This window comes from Bradyrhizobium sp. HKCCYLS2038 (assembly GCF_051167655.1).
In the GTDB taxonomy this organism is placed as follows: domain Bacteria; phylum Pseudomonadota; class Alphaproteobacteria; order Rhizobiales; family Xanthobacteraceae; genus Bradyrhizobium.
In genome coordinates this window covers 55,540-70,479 of the sequence record NZ_JBNPTM010000011.1, presented here as the reverse complement: position 1 = coordinate 70,479, position 14,940 = coordinate 55,540, and the positions used below count along the sequence as shown (strand labels likewise).

General features: G+C 67.8%; 11 protein-coding genes. 5 read left to right on the top strand and 6 right to left on the bottom strand.

The genetic code is table 11. The features are described from left to right. Positions 1-147: 147 nt before the first annotated feature. The 3 genes from ACQR1I_RS32470 to ACQR1I_RS32460 all read right to left on the bottom strand — a co-directional run bounded on the left by ACQR1I_RS32470 (position 148) and on the right by ACQR1I_RS32460 (position 4,673). Positions 148-1,557: a D-alanyl-D-alanine carboxypeptidase family protein gene (locus tag ACQR1I_RS32470; protein ID WP_434870504.1), complete on the bottom strand. Its 1,410-nt coding sequence runs from the start codon at positions 1,555-1,557 to the stop codon at positions 148-150. A 175-nt stretch (positions 1,558-1,732) separates the two neighbouring features. Beyond that, positions 1,733-3,523: a glucan ABC transporter ATP-binding protein/ permease gene (locus ACQR1I_RS32465; RefSeq protein ID WP_434870503.1), complete on the bottom strand. Its 1,791-nt coding sequence runs from the start codon at positions 3,521-3,523 to the stop codon at positions 1,733-1,735. 88 nt (positions 3,524-3,611) lie between these two features. Next, the gene (locus ACQR1I_RS32460; protein ID WP_434870576.1) at positions 3,612-4,673 is read right to left on the bottom strand and encodes an ABC transporter substrate-binding protein; all 1,062 of its coding nucleotides are present in this window, start codon (positions 4,671-4,673) and stop codon (positions 3,612-3,614) included. A gap of 263 nt (positions 4,674-4,936) precedes the next feature. Between ACQR1I_RS32460 and ACQR1I_RS32455 the strand changes: the two genes are divergently transcribed. The 5 genes from ACQR1I_RS32455 to ACQR1I_RS32435 all read left to right on the top strand — a co-directional run bounded on the left by ACQR1I_RS32455 (position 4,937) and on the right by ACQR1I_RS32435 (position 8,249). Next, complete coding sequence (locus tag ACQR1I_RS32455; protein WP_434870502.1) at positions 4,937-5,332, top strand: hypothetical protein; 396 nt, start codon at positions 4,937-4,939, stop codon at positions 5,330-5,332. A gap of 105 nt (positions 5,333-5,437) precedes the next feature. Beyond that, on the top strand, positions 5,438-5,839 hold the full coding sequence (gene hisE, locus ACQR1I_RS32450; protein ID WP_434870501.1) for a phosphoribosyl-ATP diphosphatase: 402 nt from the start codon (positions 5,438-5,440) through the stop codon (positions 5,837-5,839). Positions 5,840-5,902: 63 nt separating this feature from the next. Beyond that, positions 5,903-6,484, top strand: coding sequence for a YqaA family protein (locus tag ACQR1I_RS32445; RefSeq protein ID WP_434870500.1), 582 nt, complete (start codon positions 5,903-5,905; stop codon positions 6,482-6,484). After that, entirely contained in the window at positions 6,484-7,110 is a 627-nt protein-coding gene (locus tag ACQR1I_RS32440; RefSeq protein WP_434870499.1) for a hypothetical protein, read from the top strand. The genes ACQR1I_RS32445 and ACQR1I_RS32440 overlap by 1 nt, the downstream gene beginning before the upstream one ends. A gap of 170 nt (positions 7,111-7,280) precedes the next feature. Then, positions 7,281-8,249, top strand: a complete 969-nt coding sequence (locus ACQR1I_RS32435; protein ID WP_434870498.1) for an NAD(P)H-dependent flavin oxidoreductase — start codon at positions 7,281-7,283, stop codon at positions 8,247-8,249. Between the two features lie 244 nt (positions 8,250-8,493). On the opposite strand, the gene ACQR1I_RS32430 is transcribed toward ACQR1I_RS32435, so the two are convergent. The 3 genes from ACQR1I_RS32430 to ACQR1I_RS32420 form a co-directional block, all read right to left on the bottom strand. Further along, positions 8,494-11,517: an autotransporter outer membrane beta-barrel domain-containing protein gene (locus ACQR1I_RS32430; RefSeq protein ID WP_434870497.1), complete on the bottom strand. Its 3,024-nt coding sequence runs from the start codon at positions 11,515-11,517 to the stop codon at positions 8,494-8,496. Between the two features lie 42 nt (positions 11,518-11,559). Continuing rightward, on the bottom strand, positions 11,560-13,953 hold the full coding sequence (locus ACQR1I_RS32425; RefSeq protein WP_434870496.1) for an autotransporter outer membrane beta-barrel domain-containing protein: 2,394 nt from the start codon (positions 13,951-13,953) through the stop codon (positions 11,560-11,562). 138 nt (positions 13,954-14,091) lie between these two features. After that, positions 14,092-14,901 (bottom strand): response regulator transcription factor, encoded by an 810-nt coding sequence (locus ACQR1I_RS32420; RefSeq protein WP_434870495.1) that lies wholly within the window; start codon positions 14,899-14,901, stop codon positions 14,092-14,094. Positions 14,902-14,940 lie beyond the last annotated feature (39 nt).

Sequence of the window (14,940 nt, the reverse complement as noted above, 5' to 3'; positions counted from 1 at the left end):
GCCCGGGTTCGCCAGGCGCCAGTTGCGGCCAATATCGAATCTCCGGCCGGGCAAGGCAAGCGGCCGGGGCGTAGACGAAGGAGGAATGGTTAGGAGCGCTTGGGCCTACGGCGAACGGGCGACCATGCGCCCGCGCGCGGGGCTCACTCAGCCGTCCTTCGGGGCCGGCTTACCGTCGGCCTTCGGCTTGGCGGCTGCCTTTGGCTTGGCGGGCTTAGTTGCGGTATCGGACAGCGGCTTTTCTGCCGGTTTTGCCGCGGTGTCGTGCTTGGCAGCGACGTGGCGCGTGGCGCCCGGCTTCACGTCGGACGATTTCGAACCGGGCTTGGTGCCCGGCTTGGCTTCGCCGTCGGTCTTGGCTGCGGTCCGGGTCGCCGGCTTCTTGCCGGCCCCATGCGCCTTCTTGCCGCGGTGCCGGGTCGACACCTGGGCATCGGCATCCGCGGCAACGGCCGCGATCAGGGCCGCTCCGGTGCGCGTCGGGCCGGTATAGACCAGGACCGGCTCGGACGGGGCGGGAGCCGAGGCCAGCAGTTCGGACGGCTTCATCGCCGGTGCCTGCAGACCGGCGAGGAGGGTGCCGCCGGTCGATTCGCCTTCCGACCCGACGGAGGCTTCCTCGTCATCGTCGCTGGCCGGGCGGTGTCGCCGGCCATTGCACATGTCGTCGCGCAGGTTCGGTGGCGTGGCATCGACCGGCACCAACTGCTCGACATTGCCGAGCGGCGCCTTGAGCCAGCTGAGCTGGTTGCCGTTGAAGCCGCGGTCGAGCATCTGGATCGCGCGCACCGCGCGCGTCTGTCCCGAGGAGGCGCCGAGCACCACCGCGATCAGGCGCTTGCCATTGCGCGTCGCCGACGCCACGAGATTGTAGCCCGACGCACAGATGAAGCCGGTCTTGAAGCCGTCAGCGCCGGGATAGCGCCCGATCAGCCGGTTGAAATTCTGCACCACGCGGCGGCCGTAGCGGATCGAGGGGATGTGGACGAAGTATTCGTATTCGGGCAGGTCGCGAATGATCGCGCGCGCCAGGATCGCGAGGTCGCGCGCCGAGGTGATCTGGCCGTCGGCGGGCAGGCCGTTGGGATTGACGTAGCTCGTCTGGGTCATGCCGAGCCGCTGCGCGGTCTCGTTCATCATGATCGAGAAGCCGTCGATCGAGCCGCCGATGCCTTCCGCCAGCACGACCGCCATGTCGTTGGCGGACTTCACCAGCATCATCTTCAGCGCGTTGTCGACGGTGACCTGCGTACCCGGCCGATAGCCCATCTTGGACGGCGACTGCGAGGCCGCGGTCGGCGACACCGTCAGCAGCGCGTCGAGCGAGGTCTTGCCGTCCTTGACCGCCTTCAAAGTCACATAGGCCGTCATCAGCTTGGTGACGGAGGCGGGGTACCATGGATAGGTCGCGTTCTGCGCCTCCAGCACCTTGCCGGTGTCGGCCTCGACCAGCAGCAGCGCCTCGGCATTGGCCAAGCGAGGCGCCAGCACGAGCGCAGCGGCAACAATCAGGATCTTGAGCGGGGAATAGCGGGACAACAGGCGAAGCGTCTGCACTGGTCTGGTCCGGTCCTTTGAGAACCCGCCTCGCGCAAGCAAGGTGGGCAAACGGGCTTTCGGGTTTCAAGCGTGTCCGGTGCCGCTTTGGTTGCGGCAGGCCGCGAACCTATACCGGCTCGATGCTCCAGAACAGGGGCGAGCCATTCAATTCCACGATGAAAGCGTCCCGCGATCAGGCCTTGACGCTGGTCTCGTCACTTTCGGGCGCCGGGAGCGACGCGCGAGCGGTCTCCTGCACCATGAACTGCGCCTTGGCGAGTTCCGCGAAGTGGCCGCCCTTGGCGACGAGTTCATCGAACGTTCCACTTTCGATCACCCGGCCGTTCTCGAAGACGAGGATCTTCGTCGCGTTGCGGATCGTCGACAGCCGGTGCGCGATCACGAAGGTGGTACGTCCCTTCATCACCTCATCCAGCGCCGCATTGACCTTGGCCTCGGTGACGGCATCGAGCGCTGACGTCGCTTCGTCGAGAATCAGGATCGGCGGGTCCTTCAGAAGCGCACGCGCGATCGACAGCCGCTGGCGCTCGCCGCCGGACAGCATGCGGCCGCGCTCGCCGGCATTGGTATCAAAACCCTGCTCGCCGCGGTCGATGAACTCGAGCGCCTGGGCGCGGGCGGCGGCAGTGCGCAACTCCTCGTCGGTGGCGTCGGGCTTGCCGACCAGCAGGTTCTCGCGGATCGAGCGGTTGAACAGCAGCGCTTCCTGGAACACGACGCCGATGTTCCGCCGCAGCGCGGCCAGCTTGAGGCCGCGCACGTCCATGCCGTCGATCTTGATGAAGCCGGACTGCGGATCGAACGCGCGATGCAACAGCGCGATCGCGGTCGACTTGCCGGCGCCGGTCGGACCGACCAGCGCGATGGTCTGGCCGGGCAGCGCGGTGAAGGTGAGATCCTCGACGGCCGGCCGCTTGCCATCATAGGAGAACGAGACGTCGTTGAACTCGACGAGACCCGACAGCCTGCTGACATCGATCGCATCGGGACGGTCGCGCACTGCGGGCACGGCATCGAGCACGGTGAAGAACTCCGCGAGCCGCGGCGCCTCCATGAAGACGTTGTTGATGAACGACACGACCTGCTCGAGCTTCTGGATCAGCATGGTCGCGAACGACACGAACATCACGATCTCGCCGACCGAGGTGAGTCCGGCCTGATGCAGCGCGATGCCGAGCGTGAAGATCGCGATCACGGTGATCGTCGTCGAGGCGCGGGTGATGACCGTCACCAGCGCCCACCAGCCGAGCACCGGCATCTGCACCGAGAGCAATTGTCCAGTGACGTTGCGCAGGCCCTGCACCTCGGCATCGATGCGCACGAAGCTCTGCACCAGCGCGACGTTGCCCAGCGCATCGGAAGCGCGCGCCGAGAGATTGCTGTAGTGCTCCTCGACCTCGCTCTGCATGCCGTAGGTCTTGCGCACCACCAGCGTCGTCAGCACCGTGAACACGACGCAGAGCACGAACAGCAGGATCGCGAGCCGCCAGTTGAGATAGAGCGACAGCGGCAGCAGCACGATCACCGACATGATCGCGGCAAAATGCTCGCGGAAGAACGATAGCCACAAATGCCAAAGCCCGTCGGTGCCGTTGATCATCACCTTCATCAGCCGGCCGGAATGGGTGCCGGAGTGGAACGTCAGCGGCAGCTGCAGGATGTGCTCGAAATAGCTGGTCAGCACGGCGTGGCGCTGGCGGTGGGCGAGCCGGTCGGCCTGCAGCGCCACCCAGGCGCTGGCGGCGATCGTGAACAGGCCGAACGCCGCCCAGGCCGCGAGCAGCGGCCAGGCCGCGTTCGCCGACGCGTTGCCGGACAGCGAATCGACAATGCGTCCGAACAGCACCGGCTCGGCGAACTGGGCCACGGCGAGCGCGAGGTTGGCGACCGCCACGAACCAGCCGAGCCGCGCCTCCTTTCCGAGCAGTTGGAGCACGCGGATGTAGATTCGGAGCAGGGACATGGGCGATGCGCTTCGTCGGCAGAGGTGGGATCGGCGCCGGACGGCGCATGACGCATGTTAGCAAGGGAAGGGCGGGTGCGGCGAGCGCTCAGTTGACGAGGCGGCTGTCGGCGGGCGGCAGGAAGCTGTCGTCGAAGATATCGGCTGCCGTGGGGCGCTTGTGGTGGAATTTGCCGCCTTCCGCGAGCTGGTCGAGGGCGCGCTCGAAGCGGGCCGGATCGATGCCGCCGATACCGTCGCGGCGGACGTCCGCTGTCAGCACGTTGTCGGCGAGCACGGTCTGCAGCCGCTCCAGCTCGAGCTCGCGCGAGCCGTCGTCCATCCGGCTCACGACTTCGGCCGTGGCCGCGCCGGGGTCCTTGATGGCGAGCTGGAGGCCCGATGTCAGCGCCCGCAGGAATCCCTTCACGGCCGCCGGCTGCTTGGCAGCGAAGGCCGGATTGACGATCACGGCATGGCCATAGGCCTCGCAGCCGTAATCGGCGAACCGCAACACGGCGAGATCGGCGGCGGGCACACCGCGGTCGCGCAGATTGATCGCCGAGAGGTAGGAGAAGCCGCTGACGGCGTCGACCTGGCCCGCCGACAGGATCGGCTCGCGCACGGCGGCGCCCACACGCGACAGCTTCACGGCGTCAGCCTTGAGATGGTTGTGCCGCGCCACCGCGGGCCACAGCCGGATCGAGAGATCGCCCTCGGCAACGCCGAGCGTCTTGCCCTCGAGATCGGCGAGCCCGTTGATGCCGCGGCTCTTGCGCGCGATGATCGCATAGGGCGCGCTGTTGAACAGCACGAACACCGCCTTCACCGGCTGGCTGCCTTGCGTGTCGTGATAGCGGATCAGCTCGTTGATGTCGGCGAGCGCCATGTCGCTCTCGCCCGACGCCACGCGCGCGATCGCATCGGGAGAGCCCTTGGCGGTGGTCGTGGTGACGGTCACGCCCTCCGCGGCGAACAGGCCGCGGCTGGTGGCGAGGACCAGCGGCGCCATGCTGCCGTCGAGCGGCCGGTCCAGCGTGAACATCACCGCGACCGCACGCTTCGGCTCCTCGGCGGCGGCCGGTTGCGGCAGCCATGCGCACATGATTGCGGCCGCCAGAAGCGCCAAGAGCGCCAGCGCGAGCAGGGGGACGGGTCGTCGCACACGCATCAGAATTACGCCGGTATCCGCAAGCCACTCCGGCTTTGTCACGCCGGTATCCCAATCAGTTCACCGGCCTGCGTGCGACCGACATGTCGATGTCGTGACGTGCCGCTCGGGGCCGGCGGTGCCTGATCATGTCTGAACGAATCTGAACGGTCCATGAGCAAGCCCTGCGGCGATTTGCGGCTTCGACTTCGGGTTTCGCCGGGGGAACTGTCTCCCCAGTTGAGGCGTTGGTGGGCAGAATTCTTGATCGTACGGAGGATCACATGATCGCACAGCGCGGAAGTTCTTCACGCTTCGGCCGCGCCACCGTCCTGGCGACGGTGGCCGCGGTGACTTTGACGGCGGTCCAGCCGACGCTCGCCTTCGCGGGCTCGGCGCCGGCCGAGAAGGGCGTCGTCGCCAAGACGGCCCAGGAGGGCGGCCTGACCGACGTCAGCGCCCGTCGGCGCCACTATCGCGGCAACGGCGGTGCGGCGGCTGCCGCGGCCTTTGCCGGCATTGTCGGCACCGGTCTTGCCATCGCGGCGGCGCAGAACCGTCGCTCCTATTACGAGGACAGCTACTACTATGGCCGTCCGGCCTATTACGGCGGCTATGGCCCGCACTATTATGGCGGCGGCGGCCCCTATTATGGCGGCGGCTACTACCAGCCCTGGTAACCCCACATCACCGCAGCGATCCGCCGGCCTCAAGCGCCGGCGGATTTTTTCTTGCCTGCCGCAGACGTTAACACCGCCGCCATCGATTTTAACTATTGTGCGCCGATGACTGATTCGATCGAGCGGCTCTATCGCGCGGTGCTGGCGGCCAGGGATCTGGAGCCGGCGCGCTCGCGCACGGCCAAGCTGATGCAGCAGGGCAGCGGCAAGATGGCCAAGAAGCTCGCCGAAGAGGCGATCGAGGTCGCGATCGACGCCGTCGGCGGCGATGCCCAGGCCGTGGTGCGCGAGAGCGCCGACCTGATCTACAATCTCACGGTGCTGTGGGCCGAGCTCGGAATCCAGCCCGAGGACGTCTGGCGCGAGATGGAGCGGCGCGAGCTGCTGCTGGGCATCGCCGAGAAGCTGCCGAAATCGCCGGTGAAGGTCGCAAAAGTGTCATCTGCGCGCGTGCAGGGGCGACCGATCGTCGCGGCCGACAGCCGGGCCATCCGCAAGCGGCACTAGCATCGCCTGGGATGGGCACATCGCCCATGGACAAATGCTGCCCGGTTTGCTTCATCCCGGCCCATGCTCAGACGGATCTACGACTGGTGTATCGACGCCGCCCACAAGCCGCATGCCCTCTGGATCATGGCGGCGATCGCGTTCGCTGAAAGCTCGTTCTTCCCGGTGCCGCCGGATGTGATGCTGATCCCGATGTCGCTGGCGAAGCCGCAGCGCGCCTGGCTGTTCGCCGGGGTGTGCACGGTGGCGTCGGTGGCCGGCGGACTGGTCGGCTATGCGATCGGCGCGTTGCTCTACGACTCGCTCGGCCAGTGGCTGATCCATCTCTACGGATTGGGCGACAAGGTCGATGCGTTCCGCGCCTCCTATGCGGAATGGGGCGCCATCATCATCCTCCTCAAGGGGCTCACGCCGATCCCCTACAAGCTCGTCACGATCACCTCGGGCTTCGCCGGCTACAACCTCTTCCTGTTCGTCATCTGCTCGATCGTGGCGCGGGGCGGCCGCTTCTTCATCGCCGCGATCCTGCTCAACCGCTATGGCGAATGGATCAGGGTGCACATCGAGAAGCACCTCGGGCTGTGGGTGGCGCTCGGCGCGGCCGTGCTGATCGCGGGCTTCGTCGTCGCGGTGAAGCTGATCTGATGATGCGGCGGCGCCCAGCGCTCGTTGTTGCCTCGGTCTTGATGGCCGCGACGCTCTCGCTCGCGGCCGCGTCGGCGCAAACGCCGCCGACTGCCGGTCTGCGCGAGGCGCCGTCGCAACCGCCGCCGGCAGCCGCGGTCGAGCCGGCGCCGCAGCCTTCCAATCCTGGTCTGGTGGAAGAGCTCGGCAAGCTGTTCGACAAGATCTCGATCATTCCTCTCAAGCGCCCCGAGGCGAGCGCAGAGCCGCAGAGCACCGATGGCGAGACCGCCAGCGCGCCTGCGGCTCAGCCGCAGCCGGCTCCGCGTACCGTTGACCGGCCCGGCGCTGCCAAGGGCGGTGAGCCGAGCAGCGTCCTCAAGGAAACTGGCGACACGCTCTCGCGGCTTGCCAAGCCGTCCAGCATGGTGTCCGGCCGCACGGTCTGTCCGGTCGCAGCCAACGGCAAGTCCGATTGCAAGCTCGGCGCCGACCGGCTGTGCCAGAGCAAGGGCTACAAGGACGGCAAGAGCCTCAATACCGATTCCGCCGAGACCTGCTCGGCCAAGGTTTTGATCCCTGGACGGCAGCGCAAGCCGGACGACTGTCGCACCGACACCTTCGTGACCTCGGCGCTCTGCCAATAGGCCATTGGCCCAGTCGGCGCGTCGCGGCCTCGGCCCGAGTCAGCGCCTCAACGCAAGACCCTCCACGGGCTTTTCCGGTCCCTCTGCGATCGAATTGCCATCATGGCATGATGTCGGGCATGCTCGCGATGACGCGTGTCTCCGCATTTCACTGAGAGGAATTCCTGTCCATGTCCATGCCCGCCTTGTTCAAGGGCCGCCTGTCGATCCCGGTGATCGGCTCGCCTCTGTTCATCATTTCCGTGCCCGATCTGGTGATCGCGCAATGCAAGGCCGGCGTGGTGGGCTCGTTTCCGGCGCTCAATGCTCGCCCCGCCGCGCTGCTCGACGAATGGCTGGCGCGCATCACGGAAGAACTCGCCGCGTATGACCGCGCGCATCCGGAACGTCCGTCGGCTCCGTTCGCGGTCAACCAGATCGTGCATCGCTCGAACAACCGGCTCGAGCAGGATCTGGCGCTGTGCGAGAAGTACAAGGTGCCGATGATGATCACCTCGCTCGGCGCGCGCGAGGAATTGAACCAGGCGGCGCACCGCTGGGGCGGCATTGTCTTCCACGACGTCATCAATCAGTTCTTCGCCCACAAGGCGATCGAGAAGGGCGCCGACGGCCTCATTCTCGTCGCGGCCGGCGCCGGCGGCCATGCCGGCACGATCTCGCCGTTCGCCTTCGTGTCGGAGACGCGCAGCTGGTTCGACGGCCCGATCGCGCTGTCGGGCGCGATCGCCAACGGCCGCGCCATCCGCGCCGCGCGCGTGCTCGGCGCCGACTTCGCCTATGTCGGCTCGGCCTTCATCGCCACCAAGGAGGCGAACGCGGTCGACAACTACAAGGACATGATCACCAAGTCGGGCGCCGACGACATCGTCTACTCGAACCTGTTCACCGGCGTGCACGGCAACTACCTGAAGCCGTCGATCGTCAACGCCGGCCTCGACCCCGACAATCTGCCGACGTCCGATCCGTCGAAGATGAGCTTCGGCACCGATGCCTCCGGTGAGCGCAACAAGCCGAAGGCGTGGAAGGAGATCTGGGGCTCCGGCCAGGGCATCGGTGCCATCAAGGAGGTCCTGCCGGCAGCCGAACTGATCGCCCGCTTCAAGAAGGAATACGACGAGGCGATCGATCCGCCGCTGTGAGCTGATGGGGCAAGTGTTGCTCCATTCTCGGTGTCATTCCGGGGCGCTGCGCGCCAGCGCGGCGAGCCCGGAATCCATCTGGCTGCACGTCTCGGCGTGAAATGGATTCCGGGCTCGTGCTGCGCACGCCCCGGAATGACGGCGGAGAGAGACGCGATCATCTCCAAATGATCGCCTGGGATCAGCGGAGCAGCGCGTAGGATAGGCCAGCAGGCACGCGCCGTGCGGCAATCAAACGTTGCTCCTACCAAGTATACCGTAGGCGAGCCCTCCCGCCGTAGCTCCGCGAGCGCTCGCCCCATTCGGTCTCGGCCTGCACCATCACCGCGAGCTCGCTGCCGAGGCGCCATTCGGCGCCTGCAGACGACAGCAGCAGATGTTGCGAAGGCTGCGCGCCCAAGGTGGTGAAGGCGCTGTTCGGTCCAAGCGCTGTGAAGCTCGCTGCGGCCGCTGGCTGCTTGACGGCGTCATAGGCATAGGCGGTGCGGCTGAACAGGTTCAGCTCGCCGGCCCAGTCGGGCGCGATGCGCCGCTCGCTCTGCACGCCAAGCTCGGCGCGAAAAGTGTCTGCGCTCCGGCCGGCAAAGCGAAGCGCGAACTGGTTGGAGCCGGAGGCTGCTATCTCCGTGTAGCCGGGCGCGCGAAAATGCTGGGTCTGCACGGCGCCATAGGGTGTCCAGCTTACGCCGAGAAACGGCGCCACCAGCCGCGTCCCTGCCTCGATCCGCGCGCCAAAACTCTGCGCGTCGAACTGTGCCGCGAGCCGGTCCAGGCCAGCCACCGTGACGTTGCGCGTGGTCGACATCCAATGGTTCGCGTAAACAGCGGCGGCCGCGATGTAGGACGGCCCGGCCGTGTGCCGGCCATAGACGCCGGCCATCAGCACGTCGGCGGCGCCGCTGCCATTGCCGGCGGACCACAAGGCGCGGCCGCCGGCCATCGAGAACCCGGCCACCGAGCCCAGCGCGAAGCGATAGTCGACGCCGGCTGCGGTGGCACCGCCATTGATGGTGGCGGCATGTGTACCGCTCGCCGCCTCGCCGGATATCGTGTTGCTGCCGCCGAACGCGGCGCCCCAGGCGCTCCAGCGCGGCGCTGTGTGCGGGCCGAGCGCCGCGAAGGCCGAGCGGATCGCGGTGGAGGCCGTGCGCTCCGATACTCCATCCGACGCCGCGGCATAGCCGAGCGCGGCAGCGGCCTTGCCGCGACGGTCGTCGCGCGGCGCCGTCAGCAGATTGAGATAGGAGCTGCCGAGCACGAAGGCGCCGCTCTGGGCCTGCGTGCTGCTCTCTCCCGAGAGCTGGTCCAGCGCGCGCGCCGCGGCGGCAGCATCGGAGATGTTGAGCAGCGTGTCGAACCCCGCAGGGGGCGTCGCGCCATTGTCGACTGCGCGGTTGATGGCATTGGCGATGCCCCTCTCGGTGGGCGTCGCGCCCGGCGCGAGCGTCAGCGATGCGGCATCGAGCACGAGAAAGACGTCGTTCCCGACATAGCTGAGATGCGGGTTGCGCGCCGGGCTGAAGCTGCCGGTGCCGAGGCCAAAGCCCGCGAACGCCGTGCCGCCGAGGCCGCCGGTGGCGCTGAGGATGGTGTAGCTGCGCGCCGTGAAGCTGCCCGGCAGCGCGACAACATTGACGGTGGCGTTGCTCAAATCGGCGGTGCCGGTGACGATGGTGCGGTCGGCGGCGCTCGGCGAGACCTCGACGGTGTAGAAGCTGCCCGGCGCGAAATTCAGATTGCCGTTGACGGTGAGGGTGCCGATCGAGTTGCCCGGGGCCAGCGTGCCGCCCGCATTGACGAGGACGCTGGGCAATTGCCCGGTGCCGCCGAGCGTGGCACCGGCATTGACCGTGACGCCGCTCGAGGCGGTGATCGCGCCGTCGACCGCGAGCCTGCCGCCATCCACCGTGGTGCCGCCGGTGTAGCTGTTGACGCCGGACAGGGTCAGTGTGCCCGTGCCGGTCTTGGTCAGCGACCCGCTTGCGCCGGAAATCACGCCGCTGACCGTGGTCGAGGCGTTGTTGTCGCCGACGGAGAGCCGGTTGGCGCCGAGAATGTAGTTGCCAGCGCCCACGATCGAGCCGGCGCTGAGATGACGGTCGCCGGCCGGCCCCGTCGATGCTGAGAAATCGACGATGCCGCCGGCATTGTTGACGATCGCAGCGCTGCCCGCGGTGGTGTTGCCCTCGAACAGCAGGGTGCCGGCATTGGCGATGGTGGCGTTGGCGGCCGTGGCTGTGTCGCGGAAATACAGGTTGCGGTTGTTGGTGATGCTGGCGGTGGCGGCAGTGCTGCTGCCGTTGAAGGTCTGGTCCCCCGAGTTGGTGATGGTCGCGCTGGCGGCCGTGCTGGTGTCGTTGAAGGTCAGGATGAATTGGTTGGTGATGCTGGCGTGGCCGGCGGTGCTGTGGCCATAGAACTCCAGCTCGTCCTGGTTCAGGATGGTCGCGTTGGCGGCGGTGGCATTGTCCTGGAAGCGTATCCACTGGGCGCCGCTGCTATTGGTGATGTTGGCGTTCGCGGCGGTGCTGTCGTTGAGAAAGGACAGCTGTTGGGTGTTGATGATGGCGGCGCTCGCCGCCGTCGCGCTGTCGCGGAACTCCATCAGGCCGCCATTGCCGATCGTGGCATGGTCGGCCGTCGTGGTGCCGTGGAACGTCAGTTGCGTGGTGATGCCCATCGTCGCCTGGCCAGCAGTGCTGTTGTCGTAGAAGTGCACGACGCCGCCTCCGATTGACGCGGACTGGGCGCTGCTGGAGTCGCGGAAATTCATGATCGAGTCGGCCGCCGAATAGAACGCGGCCGCGCCGGGGGAGCTGAAGTCCCGGAAATCGACCGCTGTCTGGCTGCCGAGCGTATAGCTCGCCAGGCCCGGGTTGCTCGCCCCCAGGAACGTCAGCCCGGCGCCGGCCCCGTTGACGAAGAAGCTGGCGGTCGCGCCGCTCTGGCTGACGAAGCCGAAGTCGCTGAAGGTCAGGCGGGCGCCATTGACGTTGAAGACGTAGTTCGGCGAGGTCGGGTCCAGCACGATGCCGCCGATCGTGGTGTTCGCCGAGATCGACACGTTGGTGATCGTCGAGCCGGAAAACACCGCGCCTTGCGTCGGAACGGTGCCGGTGTCCCAGTTGGCTGCCGTGTTGAAATCCGACGAGACCGGCGTCGCCAGCCAGTTCGCGACCTGCGCCGTGGCCGGCGCCGCCGCGCTCAGCGCCAAAGTGGTGACGGCCGTCGAGGCGAGCAGCGCGCGGCGTGTCGACGGGGCGGGCATTCCAGTCTCCAACTCACAACAATCCCAAGCAGGCGAGGCCGCTCACCAGACGTAGCGGATGCGGCCGGTGCCGGCCCAGGTGCGCGAGCGCTCGCCCCATTCGCTCTCGGCCTTGAGCATGAAGGAGACGCCGGTGGCGAGCTGCCACTCGGCACCTGATGATGTCAGCAGCAGGTTCTGCGACGGCCGCGTCCCGAACACGGTGAAGCCGCCGGCGGCGCCGAGCGCGGTGAAGTTGGCGGTGAGCGTGGGATTGCTGACGGTGTCATGGGCATAGGCGGTGCGGCCGAACAGCGTCAGCTGGCCGCCGCTGTCGATCGCGATCTTGCGCTCGGTCTGCACGCCGAGCTCGGCGCGGACCGCGGTGGCGGTGCGGCCGGCATAGCTCAGCGCGAACTGGTTGGAGCCGACCGCGGCGCTCTCGGCATAGGAGGGAGTGCGGAAGCTCTGCGCCTGCAGCGCGCCGTAGGGGGTCCAGCTGGCGCCGAGGAACGGCACCGGCAGGCGTTGGCCGGCCTCGATGCGGCCGCCGAAGCTCTGGGCGTTGAAGCGCGCGGTGAGCTGGTCGAGGCCGGCGACGGTGACGGTGCGCGTCGTCGACATCCAATAGTTGGCGTAGCTCGCGGCGGCGGTGATGGTGGTGGCGCCGATCTCGTGCTTGCCATAGACGCCGGCGAGCAGCACGTCGCTGTTGCCGCCGCCATTGCCGGCCGACCAGCTCATGCTGCCGCCAGCGAGCGAGAAGCCGGCCAGCGTGGTCGGCGTGATCAGATAGTCGGCGCCCGCCGCGACCGCGCCGGCGCGGGCGGAGCTGTCGGGGCTCCCGGTCGCGGCATCGCCGGCCAGCTTGTTGCCGGCGCCGAAGCCGGTGCCCCACACGGCCCAGCGCGGATCAGCCGGGGCGGGGCGATCGAGCGCGGCAAACGCATCGCGCACCGGCGTGGACGGCTGCACGCTGGCATAGCCGAGCGGCCGGCCGGCGCCGCCCTGGCCGCCCGGCGGGGTGGAGATCAGCGCCAGGAACGAGTTGCCGAGCTGGAAGCCGCCGCTCTGGGCTTGCGTGCTGCTCGCGCCCGAGAGCTGGTCGAGGGCGTGGCCGACGGCGCCGCCGGGCATGTTGAGCAGCGTGTCGAAGCCGGCCGGCGGCGTCGTGCCGCTACTGACGGCGCGGTTGATGCTGCCGGCGACGCTGCTCTGGTTCCGGCTGGCGCCCTGCGGCAGCGTCAGCGTGCCCGGATCGAGCACGAGATAGGCGGTGTTCGCATCGTAGGCGAGACGCGGGCGCGTCGGGTTGAAGCTGCCCGTGGTGGTGAGCCCGGCGAACTGGGTGCCGCCGAGGCCGCCGGTGGCGCTGAGGATGGTGTAGGAGCGGCTGGAGAAGCTTCCTGGCAGCGCCACGGCCTGCACCGTGGCGCCGGTCAGGTTGGCGGTGCCGGTGACGTTGGTGCGGTCGGCCGCCGTCGGCGAGACCTCGACGGTGTAGAAGCTGCCGGTGCCGAACTGCAGATTGCCGTTGACCGTGACGGTGCCGATCGAGTTGCCCGGGGCGAGCGTGCCGCCGGCATTGAGGATGACACTGGGCAACTGGCCGGTGCCGCCGAGCGTGGCGCCGGTGTTGACGGTGACGCCGCTCGACGCCGCGATCGAGCCGTTGACCGCCAGCGTGCCGGCATCGACCGTGGTCGAGCCGGTGTAGCTGCTGGTGCCCGACAGGGTCAGCGTGCCCGTGCCGGTCTTGACCAGCGACCCGCCGGCGCCGGAGATCACCCCGCTGACCTCGGTCGAGTTGCCGTTGCCGCCGACGGTGAGTTGGTTGCCGCCGAGGACATAGCTGCCGGCGCCGGCGATCGAGCCTGCGCTCAGTCTGCCGTCACCGGCTGGCCCGGCCGAGCCCGAGAAATCCACCGTGCCGGTGTTGCTGAGCGTCGCATTGCCGGCCGTGCTGTTGGTGAAAAAAAGCAGAAACCCGGCGTTGGTGATGGCCGCGTTTCCCGCTGAGCTCGAGTCGGCAAAGACGATAGCGGCGTTGTTGATGACGGTCGCGCCGACAATGGTGCTGTTGCCCAGAAAGTAGATGCCCGGGGACGAATTGTTGATGACGGTCGCGCTGCCGCCGTTGACGATGATGCCCGCGCCATTGAGCGTGGGGTTGGCGAAGTCATCGAAAAACGTGAACGTGTAGGTCCCCGCGTTGACGGTGATGTCGGCGATCTGGACGAAGCCGATGGAGACGTTGGTGATGGCGGACGTGCCGTAAATGGCTGAGGAAAAGTTCGGTGGCAAGCCGGTGTCCCAATTGGCGCCGTTGCTGAAGTTGCCGTCGGCGGGCGCCGCGAGCCAGTTGTCAGCCTGCGAAGCGACCGGCGTTGCGATCAGCAGGACGGTGGCCAGCGCCGTGGAGGCGAGCAGGGCGGCACGGGTCGGCAGGGCAGGCATTCCGGTCTCCGGACGTCAACGGGGCGCGCCGTGCCGGATGAGCGGCACGGAACTGAACCCGATCACGGTACCGGTGGGGCAAAGTGCCCGTCAGCGTAGCCAAATGGCTACGGGGGCGAAGTTTGCGTCCGAGTGTTGTCAGCGTGCAATGAAGCGGGCCATCAGCTCGGCGCGGCTAGAGACGCCGAGCGCGCGGTAGATCTGCTCGATGTATTTGTGGGCGGTGCGCGGGCTGATGGTCAGGGCGGCGGCGATCTGCTTCTCGCTGCGGCCGGCAGCCAGGAGTTCGAGCACCGCACGGTGCCGCGGCGCGAGCTGCGCCACCGTGACGGGGGCGGCGAGCTTTCCTCTGGCGAGGCTGACGAGCGGGTCTGGCCGCTGCGCCAGCCAAGCCGTATGCTGCGCGAGCAGCAGCAGGATCTCGCGCTCGCGCGCGGTGAAGCCGGTGTCGCCCCAGTTGCGCATGCCGACGACGCAGAGCTCGGCGCCGCCGCCGATCGGCACGATCGCGGAGACGAGGTCGTCGGCGTCGAAGCTGCGGGAGTACTCCATCACGTGGGGGCTGTTGTACCAGACGTGGTCGTGGACGATGTCGCGGCGCAGGAAGCAGCGTGCGATGCCCGGCGTTGCGAAGGCCGGCTCCCAGGTCGGATGCTCGCCATAGGCGCGCGTCTCGAGATAGCTCCGTTCCCACCTCTGCAGCGTCTCCGGGGCGAGGCCGTGGACCCGCGAGCGCGTCACGTCGGCGACACCGTCGTCGGATTGTGCAGCGCTGGCGTCGGATCCTCCGATCACGCTCCACCACACCGGCCCGCAGCCGATCAGGCCGGCCAATCCACTCATGAAATGGCTGCATGCCGCGTCCGATGAGGCGCTGAGTTCTCCGATCTCGCCGACCAGCGTCAGCATGGCGCGCCAATCGTCCGAGGTGAGGTTCGAAGAAGTCATGTGGACTTGTCTTTCCGTCTCCGTTTCGGGTCCGGCGCG

Coding starts and splice junctions, on each gene's coding strand:
- ACQR1I_RS32440 (WP_434870499.1), top strand. CDS start 6,484: ATGATGCGGCGGCGCCCAGCGCTCGTTGTTGCCTCGGTCTTGATGGCC.
- ACQR1I_RS32425 (WP_434870496.1), bottom strand. CDS start 13,953: ATGCCTGCCCTGCCGACCCGTGCCGCCCTGCTCGCCTCCACGGCGCTG.
- ACQR1I_RS32460 (WP_434870576.1), bottom strand. CDS start 4,673: ATGCGTGTGCGACGACCCGTCCCCCTGCTCGCGCTGGCGCTCTTGGCG.
- ACQR1I_RS32465 (WP_434870503.1), bottom strand. CDS start 3,523: ATGTCCCTGCTCCGAATCTACATCCGCGTGCTCCAACTGCTCGGAAAG.
- hisE (WP_434870501.1), top strand. CDS start 5,438: ATGACTGATTCGATCGAGCGGCTCTATCGCGCGGTGCTGGCGGCCAGG.
- ACQR1I_RS32430 (WP_434870497.1), bottom strand. CDS start 11,517: ATGCCCGCCCCGTCGACACGCCGCGCGCTGCTCGCCTCGACGGCCGTC.
- ACQR1I_RS32455 (WP_434870502.1), top strand. CDS start 4,937: ATGATCGCACAGCGCGGAAGTTCTTCACGCTTCGGCCGCGCCACCGTC.
- ACQR1I_RS32420 (WP_434870495.1), bottom strand. CDS start 14,901: ATGACTTCTTCGAACCTCACCTCGGACGATTGGCGCGCCATGCTGACG.
- ACQR1I_RS32435 (WP_434870498.1), top strand. CDS start 7,281: ATGTCCATGCCCGCCTTGTTCAAGGGCCGCCTGTCGATCCCGGTGATC.
- ACQR1I_RS32445 (WP_434870500.1), top strand. CDS start 5,903: ATGCTCAGACGGATCTACGACTGGTGTATCGACGCCGCCCACAAGCCG.